Source organism: Cobetia sp. BL01, from assembly GCF_056493605.1.
The window spans coordinates 408,305-428,616 of the sequence record NZ_JBVBEE010000004.1; the positions used below are offsets into that span (position 1 = coordinate 408,305).

Here is a 20,312-nt window from a genome sequence, read left to right on the forward strand (position 1 = left end):
GCGCATGCCGGGGCTATGCCGTGACGTGCAGCCTGCTAGGATGGCGCTACAACACCCGAGAGCCCACGGCTCTCGGTCTCCACGACAGCATGAAAGACAAGGACGTCCGATGAGCGCCACGATGAATTCCGATGCCGCGCCCTCCCAGACACAAGGCAACGCCATTCGCGTCGGCCTGATCGGTTATGGCATGGCGGTACGTACCTTCCATGCGCCACTGATCGAGGCGACGCAAGGCCTGGCGCTGGTCGCGCTCTCGACCTCGCGTCCCGAGGTGGTCAAGGCCGAACGTCCCGAGCTCGAGGTGGAAGCCACTCCCGAGGCACTGCTGGCGCGTCAGGACATCGATCTCGTCATCATCGCCACGCCCAACGAGACCCACTACCCCCTGGCGAGTGCGGCGCTGGCGGCCGGCAAGCATGTGGTGGTCGACAAGCCCTTCACCGTCACGCTGGCCGAGGGTGAGGCGCTGGCCCGAGAGGCGGAGCAGGCAGAGCGGGTGCTGGCGGTGTTCCACAATCGTCGCTTCGATGCCGATTTTCTGACGCTGGTCGAGCTGATCGAGGGCGGTACCCTGGGGCGCATCGCCCACATGGAGTCCCATTTCGACCGCTTCCGCCCCAGCGTGCCGGACCGCTGGCGTGAGCAGGCCCTGCCCGGCAGCGGCCTGTGGTACGACCTCGGGCCACACCTGCTGGATCAGGCGCTGTGCCTGTTCGGCGAGCCTGCCAGCATCCAGCTGACACGTCGCACCCAGCGCGAGGGAGCCGTCACCGATGATTTCTTCCATGCCGTATTGAGCTATGCCTCACATGCCATCTATCCCTCGCTGGTGGTCGAGCTGCACGCCAGTGCCTTGGCGGCCGCACCGACGGCACGTTTCGCCGTCCACGGCACGCGCGGCAGTTACGTGACGTTCGGTCTCGATCCTCAGGAGGCATGTCTCAAGGCCGGCAGCTTCCCGGCCCGTGACGAGGCCGAGCGGCTTGCGCAGCAATGGGGGCGCGACCCGCGCCCGGGCATGCTCACGGTGCTGGAGACGGCAAGGGAGGCCGGCGATGGGGAGCAGGTGCTGGTCGCCGGTATCCACCAGGGCCGCGATGGCGACTACCCCGCCTGGTATGCGCGGCTGCGCGACTGCATCCGTTCCGGAAGTGCCAACCCGACGCCCGCCGACGAGGCACTGCGCGTGATGAAATGGCTGGAAGCGGGGATCGCCAGCGAAGGCTGAGGCTGTTGGCGGTGAGATGACTCACGAAAACGCGCGCCCCGATGGCTCGGGGCGCGCGTTCTGCTTTCAAGAGAGTGACAAGGATCAGGCCGCGATGCGCTCAGGCGTTGGCGTCGTCCTCGCCCTTGTCGGCCTTGCGCATGCGCGAGAACAGCTCCGCGCGCAGCTCGCCGATGCGCGGTACCTCCTCGGCATGGAAGGGGATGGGGCGCAGCAGGCGCATGGCACGCAGGCCCAGGCGTGCGTTCATCAGGCCACTGCCCAGCCCCTGTCCGGCCTTGGTGGAGAGGCGGCCGGCCAGATTCATCGACAGCAGATCCATGCTGGCCTCGGCGGCCAGTTCACTGGCGCCGGCGAAGGCCATCGACGCCAGCACCTCCTTGAACAGGCGCATACGGCTGGCGTAGCCCAGCTCCAGTCCGTAGAGGCGCGACAGGCGCTCCATCATGCGCAGTCCGCGCCAGGCCACCAGGCTCATGTCGACCCAGGTCAATGGCGAGACCGCCACCATCACCGCCGTCTCGCCGCTCATGCGCGAGATCAGACGCCGCGCCTCACGGTCCCGCGGCCCCAGCACATGGAAGGCGAACAGCTCGCGGCGCTCCGACGGGGAGTGATGCGCTTCGCAGGCAGCGCGCCAGGCGCGCACGCCGGCATCATCCTCGCCCAGCTTCATCTGACGGCGCAGCTGCTCAAGCAGGTCTTCCTGCTGGCTGTCGGCCTTGCCGCCTGCCTTGTTCGAGCCCTCGTCAGGCGTGGACGGCGCATCACCGCGCTGGCCAAAGCTTTTCTGGCCAAAGCCTCCTTGACCAAAGCGCTCCTGGCCAAAATCACCCTGCTGATGTTCTTCCAGCTCGGCACGCAGCGCGACATGCTTGCGCAGATGACGCAGTCGGAAGAGCTCCTTGCCCAGCGCGCGGGCGCCGAGCCCGATGGCACCAAGCCCCAGCAGGCCCCAGGCCCCGGCGATCAGGTCACCGCCCATGGCCGCCTGATACAGCGCATGGCCGGCCTCGACACCACCGAGTGTCAGGGTGCCGAGCAGCAGCCATTTGAGGCCACGATGGCGTGGCCTGGCGCTCAGCGTTGCATCGAGTCCCGGTGTGGCGGGTGCCGGTTCGGCCGTGGCCAGTGGCTGGCTTTCCATCTCCGGCGAGAAGTGGCGCGCGCCGCGCAGAGCCTCTGCCGCGCTCTCGGTGGGGCGCTCGGCGTAAGCCGTCGAGGTGGCATCGGCCCGCGCCGAGCCGGCAGGATCGGGACTCGTGAAGCGTTTGCCCGGGCGCGGGTGGCGGGATTCGGTGGTCATTTCAGGTGGTCTCCCAGCAGCCAGTCGAGCACGGCGTCCATGCGAATGTGAGGTGGTGCCTTGCCGTCGACCTGCGGCGGCGCGAAGTGGGGGAAGTCGAAGCGGCTTTCGGCCCAGAAATTCGGGTCGGGCAACCGTGAGGGCACCTCGCCCGGGAACAGCAGCACGGACTCGCGGCCAGCGCCTTGCGTGCCTGAGTCGCTCGACCCTTCGTGCTCACCGAGCAGGTGTCCCGCCAGCGCCGGATGACGCTGACCATTCTCGACCACCTCGCGCGCCTCGCTGGCGCGGATGGCGGCGATGGTGAAGGCCTTGAGCGGCACGTCGCGATAGCGCAGGCGTTTGAGCGGGCCCGCCAGTAGCTGCTCGAGCAGGTCGCGCATCGCACCATGCTGCTCGGGGGTGACGTGGTCGGCCTTGGTGGCGGCGATGGCCAGGCGGTCGATGCGACGGTCCATCAGGCGCGCCAGCAGGTGACGGCGGCCATAGGCGAAGCTGTCGAACAGCTTGTCCAGCGCGCGGCTCAGGTCGCGGAAGGGTGCCGGGCCGGCATTCAGCGCACCCAGCACGTCGATCAGCACGATCTGGCGGTCAAAGCGCCGGAAGTGGTCGTGATAGAAGGGACGTACCACGCGGCGGCGGTAGTGATCGAAGCGCCGCGCCAGGGTGCGGTACAGGCTGGTTTCCGGCAAGGCGGCCAAGGCGTCGGCTGTCCAGTCGCCGAGCCCCGGCAGCGGGAAGAACTGCAGCACCGGCGCTTCATCCAGCTCGCCGGGCAGCAGGAAGCGGCCCGGTGTCAGGTCGACGAAGCCCCCCTTGCGGCGTGCGGCGTGCAGATAGTCGGTATACAGGCTCGCGATCTCGGCGAGGCGGTCTTCATCCACTTCGCTGTCCGGCGTCAGGCCCGCGATGGCGCCCATCCAGTCATGCGCCCAGTCGCCGCGCCCATCGGCCAGCTGCGTCTCGCATTCGCTGCTCCAAGCGGTGAAGTCCTGCTCCAGCATCGGCAGGTCCAGCAGCCATTCGCCGGGATAGTCGATCAGGTCCAGTGTCAGGGTGGCGCGCTGGCTGTCGAGCATGCGCGCGGCGCGTGAGGTGGGGCGAAAGCCGATCTTGAGACGCAGCTCGCTGATGCTGCGGGTCGGCGTCGGCCATTCGGGGCCATGGGGCGAATGCTGGCCGGACAGCGAGCGCAAGCCGGCTTCCAGCGGAAAGCGCGGGATGGAAAGATCCGGCTGACTGACACGCTCTGCCCCGAGCAGACGGCCATCGCGGGCGGCAGGCAACAGCTCCAGACGCGCGCCGAGTCCTGCGTGGCGCAGCTGCTCGATCAGCGAGACGAGAAAGGCCGTCTTGCCGGCACCGGACAGACCGGTGACGGCAAGACGCAGCTGACGATCGAGGCCGCGCTCCAGCAGGTCATGGGCTTCGCGGCCCACCTCGCGGGCAAGCTGGCGGGCGTTGCGGGTCATGGTGTTGAACATCAGGCATTCCCTGTCAGTGGGGGCGAGGCGGCGACACGACGTGACGGCAGATCGGCAGGTGATGGTGAACGCGAATCCGGCAATGGCCAATGGCCGACGTCGTGCGCCGTGATGCTCGCCGTCAGTGCTGTATCTGCGGGCGATCGGTACGCAAGGCAAGCTGTCGCCATGCCAGCAGTGCCACGGGCAGCAGGCAGGCGGGGATCAACAGCAGGTTGAGCAACGCCCAGCCCAGCGTGCTGACCAGTGGTCCGGCCAGCAGTGCCGTCACTGCCCCGGTGGTGAAGACGAGGAACTCGTTGGCGGCCTGGGTGCGGGCCTTCTCGTTGGGGCGATGACAGCGGGTCAGCAGCGTGGTGGCGGGCAGGAAGGTGAAGTTCCAGCCGATGCCGAGCAGGATGAGGCCGAGGAAGAAGCCCTGAGTGCCGGTCAGATAGCCGGCGGCCAGCAGCTGCGCGGTGCCAAGGCTTGCCAGCAGGAAGGCGCAGCCGGTGATGATCATGGTGCCGGTACCGAAACGTGCGGTCAGGCGTCCGGTGAAGAAGGAGGGCAGGAACATCGCCACCACGTGCCATTGGATGGTGGTGGCGACGTGATCGAAGTCGTGTCCGGCATGGGCCATGGCCAGTGGCGTGGCCGTCATCGCCAGGTTCATCACCCCATAGCCGACCATCGCGCTGAGCACGGCCAGCAGGAAGGTCGGTTGGCGCAGGATCACGCCCAACGGGCGCGCGGGTTCGGGTTCATCATCGCCGTCCGACTGGGCGCTGCCTTCGCTGGGCAGCCGAATGAAGGCCAACAGCAGCAACGCCACCAGATACAGCGCCCCCAGCCCGAGAAAGCTGCCCAGGAAGGGCGTGTCGGCCAGTGCATGACTGGTGCGGGCAAGCCAGGGGCCGAAGAAGGCTGCCAGCACGCCACCACCCATCACCAGCCCGATGGCGCGCTCCCGCTGCTCCGGGGGCGCGGCTTCCATGGCGGCGAAGCGATACAGCTGGCCGAAGCCGATCCCGATGCCCACCAGCCAGGTGGAGAACAGGAACAGCCCGAAATGCTGCAGATGCAGCGCCAGCACGGCCAGCCCCGCGCCTGCCAGCCCGCACAGATTGCCGAGCACGAAGCCGCGGCGTCGTCCGAGGCGTGCGGTGATCAGCGAGGCAGGGATGGTGGCGCACATCAGGCCCAGCCATTGGGTCGCGACCGGCGCGGTCGACCAGCTGCTCGAGGCAAGCTGGGCACCGATCAGCGGCGAGACCGCGATCAACAGGATGTTGCCGCTGACCTGCAAGGCCTGGCACAGCGACAACAGCGTGACGGCCAGCGGCAGGCGGGCCCGACCGGCAGTGGAGGATGAGGATGACATGATGACGCAGCTCCGACGGATTGCGGCGCCTGGTGCGCCTGTCCTGATTATGCCTGTGCTCCGCTCAGGCGTTCCAATTCTCCGTCAGGCGTCGAGGAGTCCGGGGCGGGGCGCGTGATGACTTGCATGCCTACTCTCCCGCCCATTCCCGCAGGCTACCCTTGCGCACCCGACGGACAGCGTGTGACAGCTCGCCCTGCTCGGCAAGTCGCTGGATGACCGCAGGCAGCGCGGCGCGGACCTCATCGGCTGACATGCCGGGGGAGAGCTCAGGGGCATAGAGCATCTTGAGCAGCACGTAATCCAGCGGGCTCAGCCAATGATCCACCGTGACGTCGCTGAAGATGGAGGGAAACACCGCGTCCGAATCATTGGGCAGCCCCATCAGCTGGGCGCTCTCCTCGATGATGCAATCCACCAGACGTCCCTTCTGGCGGGCGTAGTCGACCGGAATCAGGATCAGCCCACTGGCGATGGCCTGGTCGGCCCCGGTCTTGAACAGTGTCAGGCATACGCCTTCCCGCAGTGCCTTGCGCATGCCCGGGGTGGCGGCCTGCTGCTTGCCGACGTAGGCGGCGGCCTCGCGAGTCACGTGGTCCCGGGTGATGAAGGCGATGCGCAGGTTGGCCTCTCTGGCGGAGGACACGAAACTCAGCGGCTGGCCGGTGATGGCGGAGAGATGACGAAACTGGACCTGGCTCAATTGGCGTTGCAGGCGGGCGTCACCCAGCTGCGAATCGAGCCAGACCGTGATCGGCACCTGCCAGCGGGTGAGCAAGGCAGGGTGGCCGGGCTGATACTCCCGCTTGAGCGCCACGTCCACGAAGCTATCCGTCAGTACATCGGCGCGCTGCCAGCGCTCGGCGGCCTGGCTGACAGGCACCGATATCAGTGAGACGAGCAGGGAGATCGACAGTGACAGCACCTTGAGGCGCGGACGACGGCTACGCAGGCGACAGCGGGACATGGGAGACCTCGGTGATGAGCGACTCGTCCAGCATGCCTGAAAGCGGTGCAGCAAATGCACAAATGCACGAATGCCCCGGCTGTCCGGGGAGACAGGGCGGGGCATTCGTGTCATGGCGGATGTGCTGCTCGCGGGGCGAGTCAGCAAACGGCGCGGGTCAGATGAAGGCCAGATAGATGGCGATCACCAGCACGACCAGCAGCAGCGCACAGACCTTGGCACCTTTCCAGGGGGTCATGTCGATGGCGCCGACATCCTGCTGGATCCACGGCTCATCACGCGGCGCCAGCTTGCCGATGATCAGCATCATCGCGATCAGCAGCACGAACACCAGACCGACGAAGTGGAACTCGTGGATCACGTCCAGCACGCCGGAGAAGGCCGGCACGAAGTAGACCACCCCGATCACGCTGCAACCGATCAGCAGTGCCAGGTTGGCGGCGATGGTCGGCACGCGACGCGTCAGCAGCCCCATCAGCACCACGGCGAAGATCGGGATGAAGTAGATGGCATTCATCTTCTGCAGGTAACCGAACAGGCTCTCCTGACCGGCCAGCAGCGGCGCGAGGGTCATGGAAGCGATCGCCAGCACCCAGCCGAAGCCCTTGGAGACCTTGACCACTTCCTCGTCGCTGGCATCACGGCGCAGGTGCGCCTTGTAGATGCCGGTGGAGAACAGCGTGGTGGTGGCGTTCAGCGCCGAGTTGAAGGATGACAGGATCGCCCCGACCATCGCGGCGGCGAAGAAGCCGGTCAGCGGTGCGGGCAGCACGTCGAACACCAGCTGGCCGTAGGCGCTGTCGGCCTTGACGCCGGAAGAGGCGTAGAGGTGATAGGCGATGATGCCGGGAATCACCAGATACAGCGGGCCCAGCAGCTTGAGCGCGCCGGTCAGCAGCACGCCTTTCTGGCCCTCGGCGAGGGTCTTGGCGGCGAAGGTGCGCTGGATGATCTGCTGATTGGTACACCAGTAGAAGAAGTTGATGATCATCACGCCGGTGAACAGGGTCGAGAAGGGCACCGACTGGTCTTCACTGCCCATGGAATTGAATTTCTCGGGATTGGCGGCGGTCAGCGTGTCCCAGCCAGCCATCACGCCCTGGCCGTCGCTCACGGCATCGAGACCGAACCAGACGATCAGCATGCCGCCGATCAACAGTCCCACGCCGTTCAGGGTGTCGGAGATGGCGATGGAGCGCATGCCACCGAACAGCGCATAGATGGCGCCGATGATGCCGACCACCCAGATGGTCATCCACAGCAGTGCATTGGGTGAGCTGATGCCGGTAAGAGAGGGCAGATCCAGCATGCCCTGCAGGCCGATGGCACCGGAGTACAGGATGATCGGCAGCAGGATCACCGCATAGGCGAACAGGAAGATGAGGTTGGTGATCAGCTCGGTGCTGCGCCCGTAACGCAGCGCCAGCAGTTCCGGCAGGGTGGTGATGCCGCTCTTGAGGAAGCGTGGCAGGAAGAACAGCGCCATCACCACCATCGCCAGCACCGCCATGACCTCCCAGGCCATCACCGACAGACCATCGGTGAAGGCGGCGCCATTCAGACCGACCATCTGTTCGGTGGACAGGTTGGTCATCAGCAGCGAGCCCGCGATCAGCGGGAAGGTCAGACTGCGTCCGGCGAGAAAATAGCCGGTGGAATGCGAGGTGTCATCGCGATGTGTCCACCACCAGGTCAAGGCGGCGACCAGGCCGGTAAAGAACACGAAAGAAACAAGGGTAAGGGCGTGCATGGGAGGAGGGTTCCTTGATGCTGGCTGGCGCGACGTCTGGCTCACGGGCACTCGGTCCGCGCGGCGATTCGGCGATCAGTCCAGCAGTATCGATGCAATGCACACAGCGAGCTGTGTCATCGTCCGTGACGAGACTCACCGGTAACATTCGCGGCAAGTCTGGCGACAGTGTAGGTATCTCCCGAGTTCCTGCTATCCGCCATTTGTAGAACATACGTTGGTTTCGGGGCTTGGCTCGCCCCTGTCGGCGTGATGGCGGGCAGGGGAAACGTGTGTCAGGCCCGCCTTGTAAGGCCGCCTTGTGAGCCCCGCCTTGTAAGACCCGTGACGCGAGACCCGCCGCGCCGCGCAACGCAAGCGCCCCGTCTCGGCGAGGAGAACGGGGCGCAGGCGGCCAGGGGGACACCGTCAGGTCATGCAGTGCTCAGCCGGCGAAGGCCAGATAGATGATCATCACCAGTATGAGAAGAATGATGCTGGCGATGCGCGTGCCGGCCCAGGGCGTCATGTCGATGGCACCGACGTCCTGCTGGATCCAGGGTTCGGCGCGCGGTGACAGCTTGCCGATCACCAGCATCATGACGATCAACACCACCAGCACGATGGCGATGAAGTGGAAGTTGTGCACCCGATCGACCAGCTCGGAGAGTGCCGGTACGAAGTAGAACAGGCCGATGATCGCGCAGCCCAGTACCAGCGCCAGGTTGGCGGCAATGGCAGGCACGCGCTTGGAGATCAGTCCTACCACGATCACCGACAGCAGCGGGATGTAGTAGATGGAGTTCACCTTCTGCACGTAGACGAACAGGCTTTCCTGGGTCGCCAGCAGCGGCGCGATGGCCATCGCGGCGGCGGCCATGATCCAACCGGCCCACTTGGACGCCTTGACCACCTCTTCATCGCTGGCTTGCGGCTTGAGGCGTGCCTTGTAGACATCGAGGCTGAACAGGGTGGCGGTGGAGTTGAGCGCCGAGTTGAAGGACGACAGGATCGCGCCGACCATCGCCGCGGCGAAGAAGCCGGTCAGCGGTGCGGGCAGCACATCGAAAACCAGCCGGCCATAGGCGGCGTCGGCCTTGATGCCATCACCGGCGTAGAGCTGGAAGGCGATGATGCCCGGCAGCACCAGATACAGCGGGCCCAGCAGCTTGAGAGCACCGGTCAGCAGCACGCCCTTCTGGCCCTCGGCCAATGTCTTGGCGGCGAAGGTACGCTGGATGATCTGCTGGTTGGTGCACCAGTAGAACATGTTGAGCAGCAGCACCCCGGTGAACAGGGTCGAGACCGGTACTGACTGGTCATCCCCGCCCAGCGAATTGAGCTTCTCCGGGTGGGTCTCCTTGAGCGTCTCCCAGCCGGCGAGAATGCCATTGCCGTCACCGACACGGTCCAGCCCGTAGTAGACGATGATCATGCCGCCGATCAGCAGACCGATGCCGTTCAGGGTGTCGGAGATGGCGATGGAGCGCAGGCCACCGAAGAGGGCATAGATGGCGCCGGCGATACCGACGGCGATCACGGTGCCGGTCAGCAGTACCATCTGCGAGTCGATGCCGGTCAGGGCACGCAGGTCGAGCACGCCCATCAGGCCGAGGGCGCCGGAGTAGAGAATGCTGGGCAGCAGGATGATGGCGTAGGCCAGCATGAAGATCAGGTTGGCCAGCAGCTGGGTGGTACGATCGAAGCGCAGCGCCAGCAATTCCGGCAGGGTGGTGATACCGCTCTTGAGGAAGCGTGGCAGGAAGAACATGGCCATCGCGACCAGCGAGACCACGGCCACCACTTCCCAGGCCATCACGGAGAGGCCGTCGGTGAAGGCGGCGCCGTTGAGGCCCACCATCTGCTCGGTGGAAAGATTGGTCATCAGCAGGGAGCCTGCGATGATCGGGAAGGTCAGACTGCGCCCGGCAAGAAAGTAGCCGGTGGAATGTTGATGGTCGTCACGACGGGTCAGCCACCAGGTGATCACGGCGACCAGCCCCGTGAAGAACACGAAGGAGCTCAGGGTGAGGGCGTTCATGGCATTATCCTTGTTGAACAACAGGGCTCGGAGGCCTGCCTGCTCAGCTGCCCATCGTCTGCAGAACATGCCTCACCGTTGGCGCTCGGTACCACGAGACACGCTGTCAGCGACCGACATCTAGCGTGCCGATCAGTGTCAAAGAAATGCCTGACCCTCACCATTGATAATTTGTCTGACATTTTTCTGCAATTGTCTGATTCGTGCAGACATAGCAGCGTGGCCGGATGTCCTCTTCCGGCGCAGCGGTCTTCTCGAGTGGCTCTGGGGAAGGCGGCACCCGACAGGCGGCCCAGACAGACGAATGCCCCGTGCACTCGAGAATCCGCCCTCGGGATCCTGTCGTGCACGGGGCATTCGGGGTAGGGCGTGAACCGCGTGTGTCGCGGGAAGATCAGCCCATTCGCGACTCAGGCGTCAGCACCTTCTGATAGAGCGAGGCGCCGTGGATATCCTTGAGCGTGACGGTCAGTGCTTCGCTCTCGGGATCGAGATCCACCTGACCGAAGAACTGGAACCCTTCGCTGGGCGACATGTTGGCACGGCCTTCTGGCGGTGCCTTCACGAATTCCAGCCTTGGCCCGAAGGTATTGTCCAGCTCGCCAAGGCCGTAGGTGCCGGCATGGATCGGCCCGCTGACGAATTCCCAGAACGGCGTGAACTCCTTGAAGACGGCGCGCTCGGGCGAGTAGTGGTGCGCGGCGGTGTAATGGACATCCGCCGTCAGCCACACCAGGTTCTGGATGTCGTGATCGCGCACGAACTTCAGCAGCTCCGCGACTTCCTGTTCGCGTCCCAGCGCCTCACCATCGCCATTGGCACCGTTCTCGAAATTGTCGCCGTCACGCACCAGCAGGCCGATGGGCATGTCGGAGGCGATGATCTTCCAGGTGGCGGTGCTGGCCTTGAGCGACTGCTTGAGCCATGCCAGCTGATTGCGCCCCAGGAAGTCGGTCTCGGGGCCACGCCCGGACTGGCGATTGGCGGAATTGGGGCCGCGGAAGCTGCGCATGTCGAGCATGAACATCTCGAGCCCCGGGCCGAAGCTGAAGTTGCGGTGGATGCGTTCCGGCGCGGCTGGACCGGTCCGCAGCGGCATGTTCTCGAGGAAGGCACGACGCGCATTGGCGGACAGCACGTCGAGATTCTTCTCGGTGTAGCGATCGTCCTCGAGAATCTCGCCCGGATACCAGTTGTTGGTGGTCTCGTGGTCATCCCACTGGGCGAACATCGGTACCTCGGCATTGAAGCGACGCAGGTTCTCATCCATCAGGTTGTAGGCGTACTGACCACGATACTCGTCCAGGGTCTCGGCGACCTTGGACTTGGCCGGCGTGACGATATTGCGCCACAGGCTGCCATCGTGCTGAGTGACGCTCTCCTCGAGCGGGCCATCGGCGTAGATGGTGTCGCCGGAATGCAGGAAGAAGTCCGGCTTGACCTGACGCATCGTCTCGTAGAGGCGCAGGCCACCGAAATCCGGGTTGATCCCCCAGCCCTGGCCGACGGTGTCACCGGACCACACGAAACGCAGCGCACGTGGTTTCTGAACGCCGGGCGGCAATACCAGACGCCCGGTGGTCGCCTCACTGATGGCGCGGTGGTCATCCAGTGCCGCATAGCGTACCCGGTAGAAGACTTCACCGCTGGCATTGGCGCGGGTGTTGATGCGGGTCAGATCCAGCTTGCTGGTCAGGCCGTCGGCCGGCAAGGCCACGGGGCCGCGCATCTGGAAGGCGCCACGCATCTCGATGTTGTCGGCCAGCTCGATCAGCATGCGGGCAGGCTTGTCGGTCTGACTCCACAGCATGGCGCGGCTGGCGGTCACGTCGCCGCTCATGACGCCAGAGGGCATGCCCGGGCGACGGCCCTCGGCCATCACGATGGCCGGGGCGCCCAGCAGGCCTGAGCTTGCCAGCAGGCCCACGCCGGCACCCTGAAGGCCACGGCTCAGCAGGCGTCGGCGGTCCATTCGCGAAGGTGCGCCGGCGCGTGCGACATGCGAGTCACCGGGGTTCGCGTTCGCGTCGTCCTGCGAGGTGGGCGAGGCAGGTATCGTGCGCGAGGAGCGGGAAGGTAGCAGATCAGACAGACGGCGGGACATGAAGGGCTTCCTTGTTACGGTCTGGCATCAGGATGGCAGCGGCGGCAAAGGTGCCGCGGTGGCTGACAGGGCTCACGGGAGAGGCTACTTTCCATGCTCAAGATGACGATCAGGTGTCAGAACCATGATCGCCATGCAGTCCCGTGAACCGGCAGCGCGACGTCCGGCCGTCAGAGCCTCCTTGCGGTGTTGCGGTGTTGCGGTGTTGCGGGTTCTCTTTGCCTTGTGGCCGCTCTCTCTCTCTTTCTCGCTCGCTTTCTCGCTCTCTTTCTCTGTTTACCTCTTCCCTTTGCGACTTGCTGTCACTTCTTGCCACTCTCGGATCAGGACACCTTTCATGAGTCCCTCACGCCCCTCCAACCCGACACCTTCATCGTCCACCCCCGCGCCATCGGATGCCGACAGGCTGATCGCGGATAGCCATCCCCAGGCACGGCCGGTGCTCGCACATTGGTTCACTCGACTGACGCCCAAGGACTGGTTTCGCAAGAGCGAGGCCCTCGATGCTCAGCTGCGTGAACGGTTCGCGGAGCTTCTCGAGCAGGCACTGGTCTGTGAACTGTGGGAGTGGCGCACCACTCCCGGTGGTCGGCTGGCGGAAATCCTGGTGCTGGACCAGTTCGCGCGCAACATCCATCGCGATACGCCGCGTGCCTTCAGTGGCGACAGCCTGGCACTCGCGCTCTCCCAGCAGGCCGTGGCGCTGGGGGATCTCGAACGCCTCCCGCTGGCCTGGCAACCCTTCGTCATCATGCCGTGGATGCACAGCGAGTCGTTGCGTGTCCATGAACACGCTGAAGCGCTGTTTGCACGCCCAGGGCTCGAGGACACGCTGCGCTTCGAGCGACGGCATGCGGACATCGTGCGTAGATTCGGCCGTTACCCGCACCGCAACGCGATTCTCGGCCGTGTTTCCACGCCACAGGAGGAGGCATTTCTTCGCCAGCCCGGCTCCTCGTTCTGACAATCGGGAAATCTGACCCTTTTAATTTCGCGAGATCGTCTCCAAGACATGTTCATCGGGCGCACAGCGCCACTTCATCCGCAAGAAAGGAGACAGCAGATGGGTATCATTCTTGGATTGATCATCGGTGGTCTGGCTGGCTGGATCGCAGGCAACATCATGCGTGGCGGCAGCTTCGGCATTCTCGGCAACATCGTCGTCGGTGTGGTCGGTGGCCTGCTGGGCAGCGTCATCTTCAAGCTGCTGGGGCTGGCCTCCACCGGCATCATCGGCTCGCTGGTCGTCTCGATCGTGGGGGCGGTGGTATTGCTGTGGATCGTCTCGAAGGTCAAGTCCAAGGCCTGACGACGCGGCGCCGGCGAACATCGTCAGGCGTTCCACAGCAGTTCAGGTCGCAGGTGCATCAAGTCCCACGTGGGTGTCCTAAGGGATTCATTCGAGACATCCGCCGCATGGAAGTCGCCTGTCATCGGTTGCCCCTGACAGCCAGACGGTCCTCGTGACCGTGACAAGGCAGCCTGACAGGACACCGCAAGGCCGAATCAACTTCGACGCCATCCCGAATGGCGCGTTGCAGATCTAGCGAAAACAGGAGCGTTTGAGCATGGCGAGCAATGAGCACGATTCAGCATCCTCCCCCCAGTCAAATGCCGACAGCGCCAAGTGCCCGTACCACGAGGGCCAGAACCGCTCGGCAGACGCGGAGAACCCCTATACCCATCCCAATCGCAACGGGCCACATGACACCCAACCCAATGCCGGGGATGGCAAGGCCAAGGACGAGGCGCTGGAGACCTATCGCGCGGATGCCGAGGGGCATGACCTGCGTACCAACCAGGGATTGCGCATCGCGGACAACCACAACTCGCTGAAGGCGGGGGAACGCGGTCCGACCCTGATGGAAGATTTCATCTTCCGCGAGAAGATGAACCACTTCGACAACGAGCGTATTCCGGAGCGTATCGTCCACGCGCGTGGCGCGGCCGCGCACGGGTATTTTCAGGCGTACGACAATGCTGCCAGGTACTCCAAGGCCGGCGTGTTCCGTGATCCGTCCAGGAAGACACCGGTGTTCGTGCGTTTCTCCACCGTACAGGGCTCGCGCGGCTCCAATGACACCGTCCGTGACGTGCGCGGCTTCGCGACCAAGTTCTATACCGATGAAGGCAACTGGGATCTGGTCGGCAACGACATCCCGGTGTTCTTCATCCAGGATGCCATGAAGTTTCCGGACTTCGTGCACGCGGTGAAACCGGAGCCGCACAACGAGATTCCCCAGGGGCAGTCGGCCCACGACACCTTCTGGGATTTCGTGTCGCTGATGCCGGAAACCACCCACACCGTGCTGTGGACCATGTCGGATCGTGCCTTCCCGCGCCATTACCGCAACATGGAAGGCTTCGGCGTGCATACCTTCCGTCTGATCGACCGTGAAGGCGTGTCGCGCTTCGTCAAGTTCCACTGGAAGCCGGTGGCGGGTACCTGCTCGCTGATCTGGGATGAAGCCCAGAAGCTGTGGGGACGTGACCCGGACTTCAATCGCCGCATGATGTGGGACGACATCAAGAACGGTGCGCCGCTGGAGTGGGAACTGGGCATCCAGGTGGTGGAAGAGAAGGATGAACACAGCTTCGATTTCGACATCCTCGACCCGACCAAGCTGATCCCCGAATCGCTGGTGCCGGTGGTGCCGATCGGCAAGATGGTGCTGGATCGCAATCCGGACAACTACTTCGCCGAGACCGAGCAGGTGGCCTTCAATCCGGCCAACATCGTGCCGGGTATCGACTTCTCCAATGACCCGCTGCTGCAGGGGCGTCTGTTCTCCTATCTGGATACCCAGATGCTGCGTCTTGGTGGGCCGAACTTCCACGAGATCCCCATCAATCAGCCGGTGTGTCCGTTCCACAACAACCAGCGCGATGCCCAGCATCGTCAGACCATCAACACCGGGCAGGCGTCCTACGAGCCGAACTCCATCGATGGTGGCTGGCCCTCCGAGACGCCGCCTGCGGATGAACATGGCGGCTACGAGCCACATCATGAGCGCATCGAGGCGCACAAGGTGCGTGCGCGCAGTGCCTCCTTCGGGGATCACTACTCCCAGGCCACCCTGTTCTGGAACAGCCAGACCGAGGTGGAGAAGGAGCACATCATCGCGGCCTACACCTTCGAGCTCTCCAAGGTCGAACGCACGTGGATCCGAGAGCGGGTGATCACCGAGATCCTGCCCAACATCGATCTGGAGCTGGCGCGTCGTGTCGGTGAGAACCACGGTATCGAGGCGCCCACCACCCAGCCGGCGCCGAAAGGGGAGCTGGGCACCAGTCAGGTCGAGAGCGACCCGGCGCTGAGCCTGATGGCGCGCATGCCCGACAGCATCGCGACCCGCAAGGTGGCGATTCTGGCGGCCGATGGCGTGACGATGGAAGATGTGCGCTCCATCCAGAAGCAGCTCAGCGATGAAGGCGCCGAAGGGCTGCTGATCGCGCCGAGCATGGCACCGATCAAGGCCAGCGATGGCAGCATGCTGGCGCCGGACGCGATGCTCAATGGTCTGCCGTCCGTGGCGGTGGATGCCGTCGTCGTGGCCGGTGGCGAGGGCAGCGTCAAGGCGTTGGCCGCATCAGGGCTCGGCCTCTACTACGTGCAGGAGGCTTACAAGCACCTCAAGCCCATCGTGGCGATCAGTGAAGGCAAGGAATTGCTGGCCGCCGCGCGCGTGCCGGTCGAGGAGGGCGTCATCCTGGTGGATGATGTGCTCGCCGCCAGCCTGCCACTGCGTGATGCCCTGTTGGCTCACCGTGTGTGGTCGCGTGATGCGCGTGCCAATCAGATGCCAGCATGAGGCGCTGACGCCCCACAAGGCATGATGTGACCCACCAAGCCCCCTGACCTTTGAAGGTCAGGGGGCTTTTTCATGGTCATGATGCGGTCATTTGTGGGCGTGAAGATGGGGTGGCGGTGAAAGGTGTAAACAAGGTTGGTGATGCCGCCAGGTTGAGTGCCGTCCTGCGGTTCACGCCGCTGAGAGTGGCTGATAGGCTCGGTGATAGGGGCTGATTATCGAAGGCATGCTGGTAATTGATTATCGCTAGAAGCACCAGGTGCGTAAGGTAAGCAGGCATCAAGGGGCCACAAGCCAGCACATGCCGGGCAGGCATCGGCCCCGACCCGATTCGACAATGGGCTGCAGGCTTTCACATCAAGCAGCGCATGAAAATGTGACATCAGCAGCATCTGGCCTTGCCAGTCGAGTTTGATAGCGCTTTTTTCTACCTGACAGGAGAACGTCAACATGTCCCAGACTCCACGCTATACCACTGGTAACGGCGCCCCGGTGCCTCACGATGACATCAGCCAGACAGCGGGCCCGAATGGCTCACTGACCTTCGACAACTGGCGTCTTTTCGAGAAGCTGGCGCACTTCAACCGTGAGCGCATTCCGGAGCGTGTCGTCCACGCCCGCGGCGTTGCCGCCTACGGCACCTTCACCCTGACCCGTGACCTGTCTGACCTGACCATTGCCCGCTTCCTGCAGGGCGTCGGCAAGCAGACCCCGATGCTGGCACGTTTCTCCACCGTGGCCGGTGGTCAGGACAGCGGCGACAACACTCGTGACGTGCGCGGCTTCTCCCTGAAGTTCTACACCGAGGAAGGCAACTGGGACATGGTCGGCAACAACACGCCGGTGTTCTTCATCCGCGAGCCATCCAAGTTCCCTGACTTCATCCACACCCAGAAGAAAGACCCGCGCACCAACATGGTCGACTGGCAGAACCGCTGGGAGTTCTGGGCCAACCATCCGCAGGCGCTGCATCAGGTCACCATCCTGATGTCCGACCGCGGTATCCCGAAGTCGTTGACCACCATGAACGGCTACAGCTCGCATACGCTGAGCCTGTGGAACGACAAGGGCGAGCGTGTCTGGGTCAAGTGGCACTTCAAGACCGACCAGGGCCACGAGACACTGACCGATGACGAAGCGGCACAGGTCGCACCGGACTTCCACCAGCACGACATGTTCACCCGCCTCGAGCGTGGCGAGCGTCCGAGCTGGACCGTCAACCTCCAGGTGATGACTGAGCAGCAGGCGCGCGACTACCACATCAACCCCTTCGATCTGACCAAGGTGTGGCCGCACGGTGACTTCCCGCTGATGGAAGTCGGCAAGATGGAACTCAATCGCAACCCGGAGAACTACTTCGCGGAGGTCGAGCAGTCCGTCTTCTCACCGTCCAACTTCGTGCCGGGTATCGGCGCCTCCCCGGACCGCGTGCTGCAGGCACGTCTGTGGGCCTACGCCGATGCACACCGCTATCGCGTCGGTGCCAACGCCGAGCAGCTGCCGGTCAACCGTCCGGTCTGCCCGGTCAACCACTACCAGCGTGATGGCGTGATGGCGGGCATGTGCCCGGTCACCGGTCACGGTGGCGGTCCGCTGGGCGGCCAGGTCGGCCAGGGCGTGCCGGGAGAGACGAAGGAAGGTGGCCAGTACTCGCGCACCAACTTCTACCCCAACGAGCGTGCCGATCACGGCGCCCCGGTGCCGGACGCCACTGTTGCCGAGCCGCCGATGCCGCTGGAGCAGAACGCCTGGATGGGCTATCACGACAACAGCGATGAGGATAACTACAGCCAGGCCGGCAATCTCTACCGCCTGTTCGATGAAGGTCAGAAGTCGCGCATCACGGACGTCATCGCCGGCACCATGGTGGGTGTCAGCCACGTCGTGCAGGACAAGATGATCGCGCACTTCCGCCAGGCGGATGCCGACTACGGCGAGCGTGTCGCGACCAAGCTGGCCAGACTCGATCCGCGCTGAGTCAGTCATGTTGCACCCTTCGTCAGGTCAGTCATGACCCTTTGAACTGACGAAAACCTCAAGGCCCCCGCCGGTTACCCGGCGGGGGCCTTGTCGTAGGCGAGTCGCAGAGCGCCGTGCGAGCGTCAGCCGTTGCTGCGGGCGGTCGTTTCGCTGCCTGCTTTCTCGCACACGCCCAGTGCCCACAGCAGGAAGGCATCCTGCCGGGCGTTGTCACGCCAGGCCTTGAAGCGACCCGAGGCACCGCCATGACCGGAACTCATGTCGGTGCGCAGCAGCACCGGATGCGGCGTGCAGTCCATCTGGCGCAGGCGGGCATACAGCTTGGCCGGTTCCCAGTAGGGCACGCGGGTATCGTGCCAGCTGCCCTGCAGGAACAGCGGCGGGTAGGGGGCGGCGCTCAGGTTGTCCAGCGGGGAATAGGCGCGGATGCGACGCCGCGCCTCGCTCTCGTGCGGGTTGCCCCATTCGGTGTATTCCGCGGTGGTCAGCGGCAGCTCCGGATTTTCCATGGTGCGCAGCACGTCCACGAAGGGCACATCGAGCACCGCGGCGCAGAAGGCCTCGGGGCGCTTGTTGAGGCTGGCCCCGACCAGCAGGCCACCGGCGCTGGCGCCGTAGGCGGCAATGCGCTCCGCGGCCCCGACGCCTTGCTCGACCAGCGCATCCCGCGCGGCGAGGAAGTCATTGAAGCTGTTTTCCTTGTGCTCCAGCTTGCCGGCCAGATACCAGGGCTCGCCACGATCCCCACCGCCGCGCACGTGGGCGACGGCAAAGGCGACGCCACGGCTGAGAAGCTCCAGCCGCGCGATGGAGAACCAGGGGTCCAGTGTCTCGCCGTAGGCACCATAGCCATAGAGCAGTACCGGCAGCGGGGCGTGGGGGCGACCCTCGCCATCACACAGGTCACGGCGCATCACCACCGAGACGGGCACCTGCTCGCCATCGTCGGAGGTGGCCCACAGACGACGGCTGATCAACTGCTCTGGCGCGAGATTGCCATGCACGGTCTGGCGCTTGAGCAAGGTGCGCTCACCCGTGTCAAGATCCAGCTCGATCCAGCTCGGCGGCGTGGTGAAGCTTTCCTCACGGATGCGCAGGCGGCGAGCGTCGAAGTGCGGGCAGTCGCCCAGCCCCTGGCTCAGCGGTTGCTCTGGCATCGCCAGGCGTTCGTCGCGGCAGATCGTTTGCGTAAGCGCCGTGCCCTCGAATTCGATCACGCGCAGCCAGGCCTGGGCCTGACGGTGATCGCGTTCATCGACCATCAGGCCCCAGGAAAACGCCTCCACGCCTTCCAGCGTCACGTCGTCGCGAGTGGTGATCAGCGGCTGCCAGTCGCCGGGGGCATGCTCGGCGGCGATATCCAGCTGGAAATGCGGCGCCTCCTTGTTGTGCAGCACATAGAAGTGGCCGGGGCGGTGATCGATGCCATATTCGACGCCGGTCTCGCGTGCGCGCACCAGCGTCATCTCGCCCAGTGGTGCCGCGGCCGGCAGCAGCCAGGATTCACTGGTGTCCTTGGACGCGGTTTCCAGTACCAGCCAGTCCCGTGAACGGGTCTTGCCCATGCCGACCCAGAATTCGCTGTCTTCCTCACGGTAGAGCAGCGTCTCGGCACGGCTCTCGATGTCCAGACACCAGATCTCGAAGGGGCGCTGGGTGCTGTCATAGCGCGTGAACAGCAGGTGCTGACCGTCCTCGGCCCACACCAGGTCCGGCCCGATATCCTCCAGCAGACATTCATCGTCCTGCCCTGCAGGCCGGGCCTCGCCAGGCCGGGACTCGCCACGCACTGGCGTGCGCGCGTCGCGGTCAGCCGCGCTCAGTGTTGCAAGCCGCAGGCTGAACACCTCGTCGCCGCTGGTGTCCAGAGTCCATGCCAGTCGTTGCTCATCGGGCGAAATGGCCATGTCGCCCAGTTCGACGAAATCGTGATGGCGCGACAGGGCCTGCAGGTCCAGCAGACATTCATGGCGCGAGCGATCCGTGGGGTCCGCCTCCAGCGGATGGCGCCACCAGACGGGATACTCCGCGTCAGCGGCGGTCTCGCTCCAGTAGACGTGATGGTCGAGGGCTTCCGGCAGACTGGAAACGGCGAGTTCGCGACGGGCCAGATGTCCGGTGTAGAGGGCGTCAGTCAGTGACTCGAGTGGCGTGAACCAGGTATCGCTCTCGGCATTGGCAGCCTCGAGAAAGGCCTTTACCTCTGGTGTGTCGCGCGCTTCAAGCCAGTGCCAGTGGGGGTCTTCGGCACGATAATGACGCTGGACGGGGCTGTCGGACATGGCTACCTCTTGA

General features: G+C 64.6%; 13 protein-coding genes. 5 read left to right on the forward strand and 8 right to left on the reverse strand.

Annotated features, from left to right (window positions below; all coding sequences use genetic code 11):
- The first annotated feature begins 109 nt into the window (after nucleotides 1-109).
- Complete coding sequence (locus tag ACZYGA_RS10415) at nucleotides 110-1,231, forward strand: oxidoreductase (protein WP_240499595.1); 1,122 nt, start codon at nucleotides 110-112, stop codon at nucleotides 1,229-1,231.
- Nucleotides 1,232-1,331: 100 nt separating this feature from the next.
- On the opposite strand, the gene ACZYGA_RS10420 is transcribed toward ACZYGA_RS10415, so the two are convergent.
- The 7 genes from ACZYGA_RS10420 to ACZYGA_RS10450 all read right to left on the reverse strand — a co-directional run bounded on the left by ACZYGA_RS10420 (nucleotide 1,332) and on the right by ACZYGA_RS10450 (nucleotide 12,225).
- The gene (locus tag ACZYGA_RS10420; RefSeq protein WP_479399101.1) at nucleotides 1,332-2,537 is read right to left on the reverse strand and encodes a TIGR01620 family protein; all 1,206 of its coding nucleotides are present in this window, start codon (nucleotides 2,535-2,537) and stop codon (nucleotides 1,332-1,334) included.
- Nucleotides 2,534-4,021, reverse strand: coding sequence for a YcjX family GTP-binding protein (locus tag ACZYGA_RS10425; RefSeq protein WP_240704268.1), 1,488 nt, complete (start codon nucleotides 4,019-4,021; stop codon nucleotides 2,534-2,536). The genes ACZYGA_RS10420 and ACZYGA_RS10425 overlap by 4 nt, the downstream gene beginning before the upstream one ends.
- A gap of 121 nt (nucleotides 4,022-4,142) precedes the next feature.
- The gene (locus tag ACZYGA_RS10430) at nucleotides 4,143-5,348 is read right to left on the reverse strand and encodes an MFS transporter (protein WP_479399145.1); all 1,206 of its coding nucleotides are present in this window, start codon (nucleotides 5,346-5,348) and stop codon (nucleotides 4,143-4,145) included.
- A gap of 166 nt (nucleotides 5,349-5,514) precedes the next feature.
- Complete coding sequence (locus ACZYGA_RS10435) at nucleotides 5,515-6,351, reverse strand: DUF2927 domain-containing protein (protein WP_479399102.1); 837 nt, start codon at nucleotides 6,349-6,351, stop codon at nucleotides 5,515-5,517.
- 157 nt (nucleotides 6,352-6,508) lie between these two features.
- On the reverse strand, nucleotides 6,509-8,101 hold the full coding sequence (locus ACZYGA_RS10440; RefSeq protein WP_136938999.1) for a solute:sodium symporter family transporter: 1,593 nt from the start codon (nucleotides 8,099-8,101) through the stop codon (nucleotides 6,509-6,511).
- Between the two features lie 424 nt (nucleotides 8,102-8,525).
- Nucleotides 8,526-10,121: a solute:sodium symporter family transporter gene (locus tag ACZYGA_RS10445; protein ID WP_479399104.1), complete on the reverse strand. Its 1,596-nt coding sequence runs from the start codon at nucleotides 10,119-10,121 to the stop codon at nucleotides 8,526-8,528.
- Between the two features lie 394 nt (nucleotides 10,122-10,515).
- The gene (locus tag ACZYGA_RS10450; protein WP_479399106.1) at nucleotides 10,516-12,225 is read right to left on the reverse strand and encodes an alkaline phosphatase D family protein; all 1,710 of its coding nucleotides are present in this window, start codon (nucleotides 12,223-12,225) and stop codon (nucleotides 10,516-10,518) included.
- A 337-nt stretch (nucleotides 12,226-12,562) separates the two neighbouring features.
- Here ACZYGA_RS10450 and ACZYGA_RS10455 point away from each other — a divergent pair, with 337 nt between their 5' ends.
- The 4 genes from ACZYGA_RS10455 (at nucleotide 12,563) to ACZYGA_RS10470 (ending at nucleotide 18,014) form a co-directional block, all read left to right on the forward strand.
- Nucleotides 12,563-13,189, forward strand: a complete 627-nt coding sequence (locus ACZYGA_RS10455) for a DUF924 family protein (protein ID WP_084209301.1) — start codon at nucleotides 12,563-12,565, stop codon at nucleotides 13,187-13,189.
- Nucleotides 13,190-13,288: 99 nt separating this feature from the next.
- Entirely contained in the window at nucleotides 13,289-13,534 is a 246-nt protein-coding gene (locus ACZYGA_RS10460; RefSeq protein WP_084209300.1) for a GlsB/YeaQ/YmgE family stress response membrane protein, read from the forward strand.
- Nucleotides 13,535-13,793: 259 nt separating this feature from the next.
- Nucleotides 13,794-16,037: a catalase HPII gene (katE, locus tag ACZYGA_RS10465; protein WP_479399108.1), complete on the forward strand. Its 2,244-nt coding sequence runs from the start codon at nucleotides 13,794-13,796 to the stop codon at nucleotides 16,035-16,037.
- 450 nt (nucleotides 16,038-16,487) lie between these two features.
- A complete protein-coding gene (locus ACZYGA_RS10470; protein ID WP_084209298.1) occupies nucleotides 16,488-18,014 on the forward strand; it encodes a catalase in 1,527 nt (508 codons plus the stop codon).
- A gap of 125 nt (nucleotides 18,015-18,139) precedes the next feature.
- Here the strand turns inward: ACZYGA_RS10470 and ACZYGA_RS10475 are convergent, their stop codons facing one another.
- Complete coding sequence (locus ACZYGA_RS10475; RefSeq protein WP_479399110.1) at nucleotides 18,140-20,299, reverse strand: S9 family peptidase; 2,160 nt, start codon at nucleotides 20,297-20,299, stop codon at nucleotides 18,140-18,142.
- Nucleotides 20,300-20,312: the final 13 nt, after the last annotated feature.

Bases quoted from the DNA above. Each gene is read 5' to 3' on its own strand.
- ACZYGA_RS10415 (WP_240499595.1), top strand. From the start codon at position 110: ATGAGCGCCACGATGAATTCCGATGCCGCGCCCTCCCAGACACAAGGC.
- ACZYGA_RS10420 (WP_479399101.1), bottom strand. From the start codon at position 2,537: ATGACCACCGAATCCCGCCACCCGCGCCCGGGCAAACGCTTCACGAGT.
- ACZYGA_RS10425 (WP_240704268.1), bottom strand. From the start codon at position 4,021: ATGTTCAACACCATGACCCGCAACGCCCGCCAGCTTGCCCGCGAGGTG.
- ACZYGA_RS10435 (WP_479399102.1), bottom strand. From the start codon at position 6,351: ATGTCCCGCTGTCGCCTGCGTAGCCGTCGTCCGCGCCTCAAGGTGCTG.
- ACZYGA_RS10440 (WP_136938999.1), bottom strand. From the start codon at position 8,101: ATGCACGCCCTTACCCTTGTTTCTTTCGTGTTCTTTACCGGCCTGGTC.
- ACZYGA_RS10445 (WP_479399104.1), bottom strand. From the start codon at position 10,121: ATGAACGCCCTCACCCTGAGCTCCTTCGTGTTCTTCACGGGGCTGGTC.
- ACZYGA_RS10450 (WP_479399106.1), bottom strand. From the start codon at position 12,225: ATGTCCCGCCGTCTGTCTGATCTGCTACCTTCCCGCTCCTCGCGCACG.
- ACZYGA_RS10455 (WP_084209301.1), top strand. From the start codon at position 12,563: ATGAGTCCCTCACGCCCCTCCAACCCGACACCTTCATCGTCCACCCCC.
- ACZYGA_RS10460 (WP_084209300.1), top strand. From the start codon at position 13,289: ATGGGTATCATTCTTGGATTGATCATCGGTGGTCTGGCTGGCTGGATC.
- katE (WP_479399108.1), top strand. From the start codon at position 13,794: ATGGCGAGCAATGAGCACGATTCAGCATCCTCCCCCCAGTCAAATGCC.
- ACZYGA_RS10470 (WP_084209298.1), top strand. From the start codon at position 16,488: ATGTCCCAGACTCCACGCTATACCACTGGTAACGGCGCCCCGGTGCCT.
- ACZYGA_RS10475 (WP_479399110.1), bottom strand. From the start codon at position 20,299: ATGTCCGACAGCCCCGTCCAGCGTCATTATCGTGCCGAAGACCCCCAC.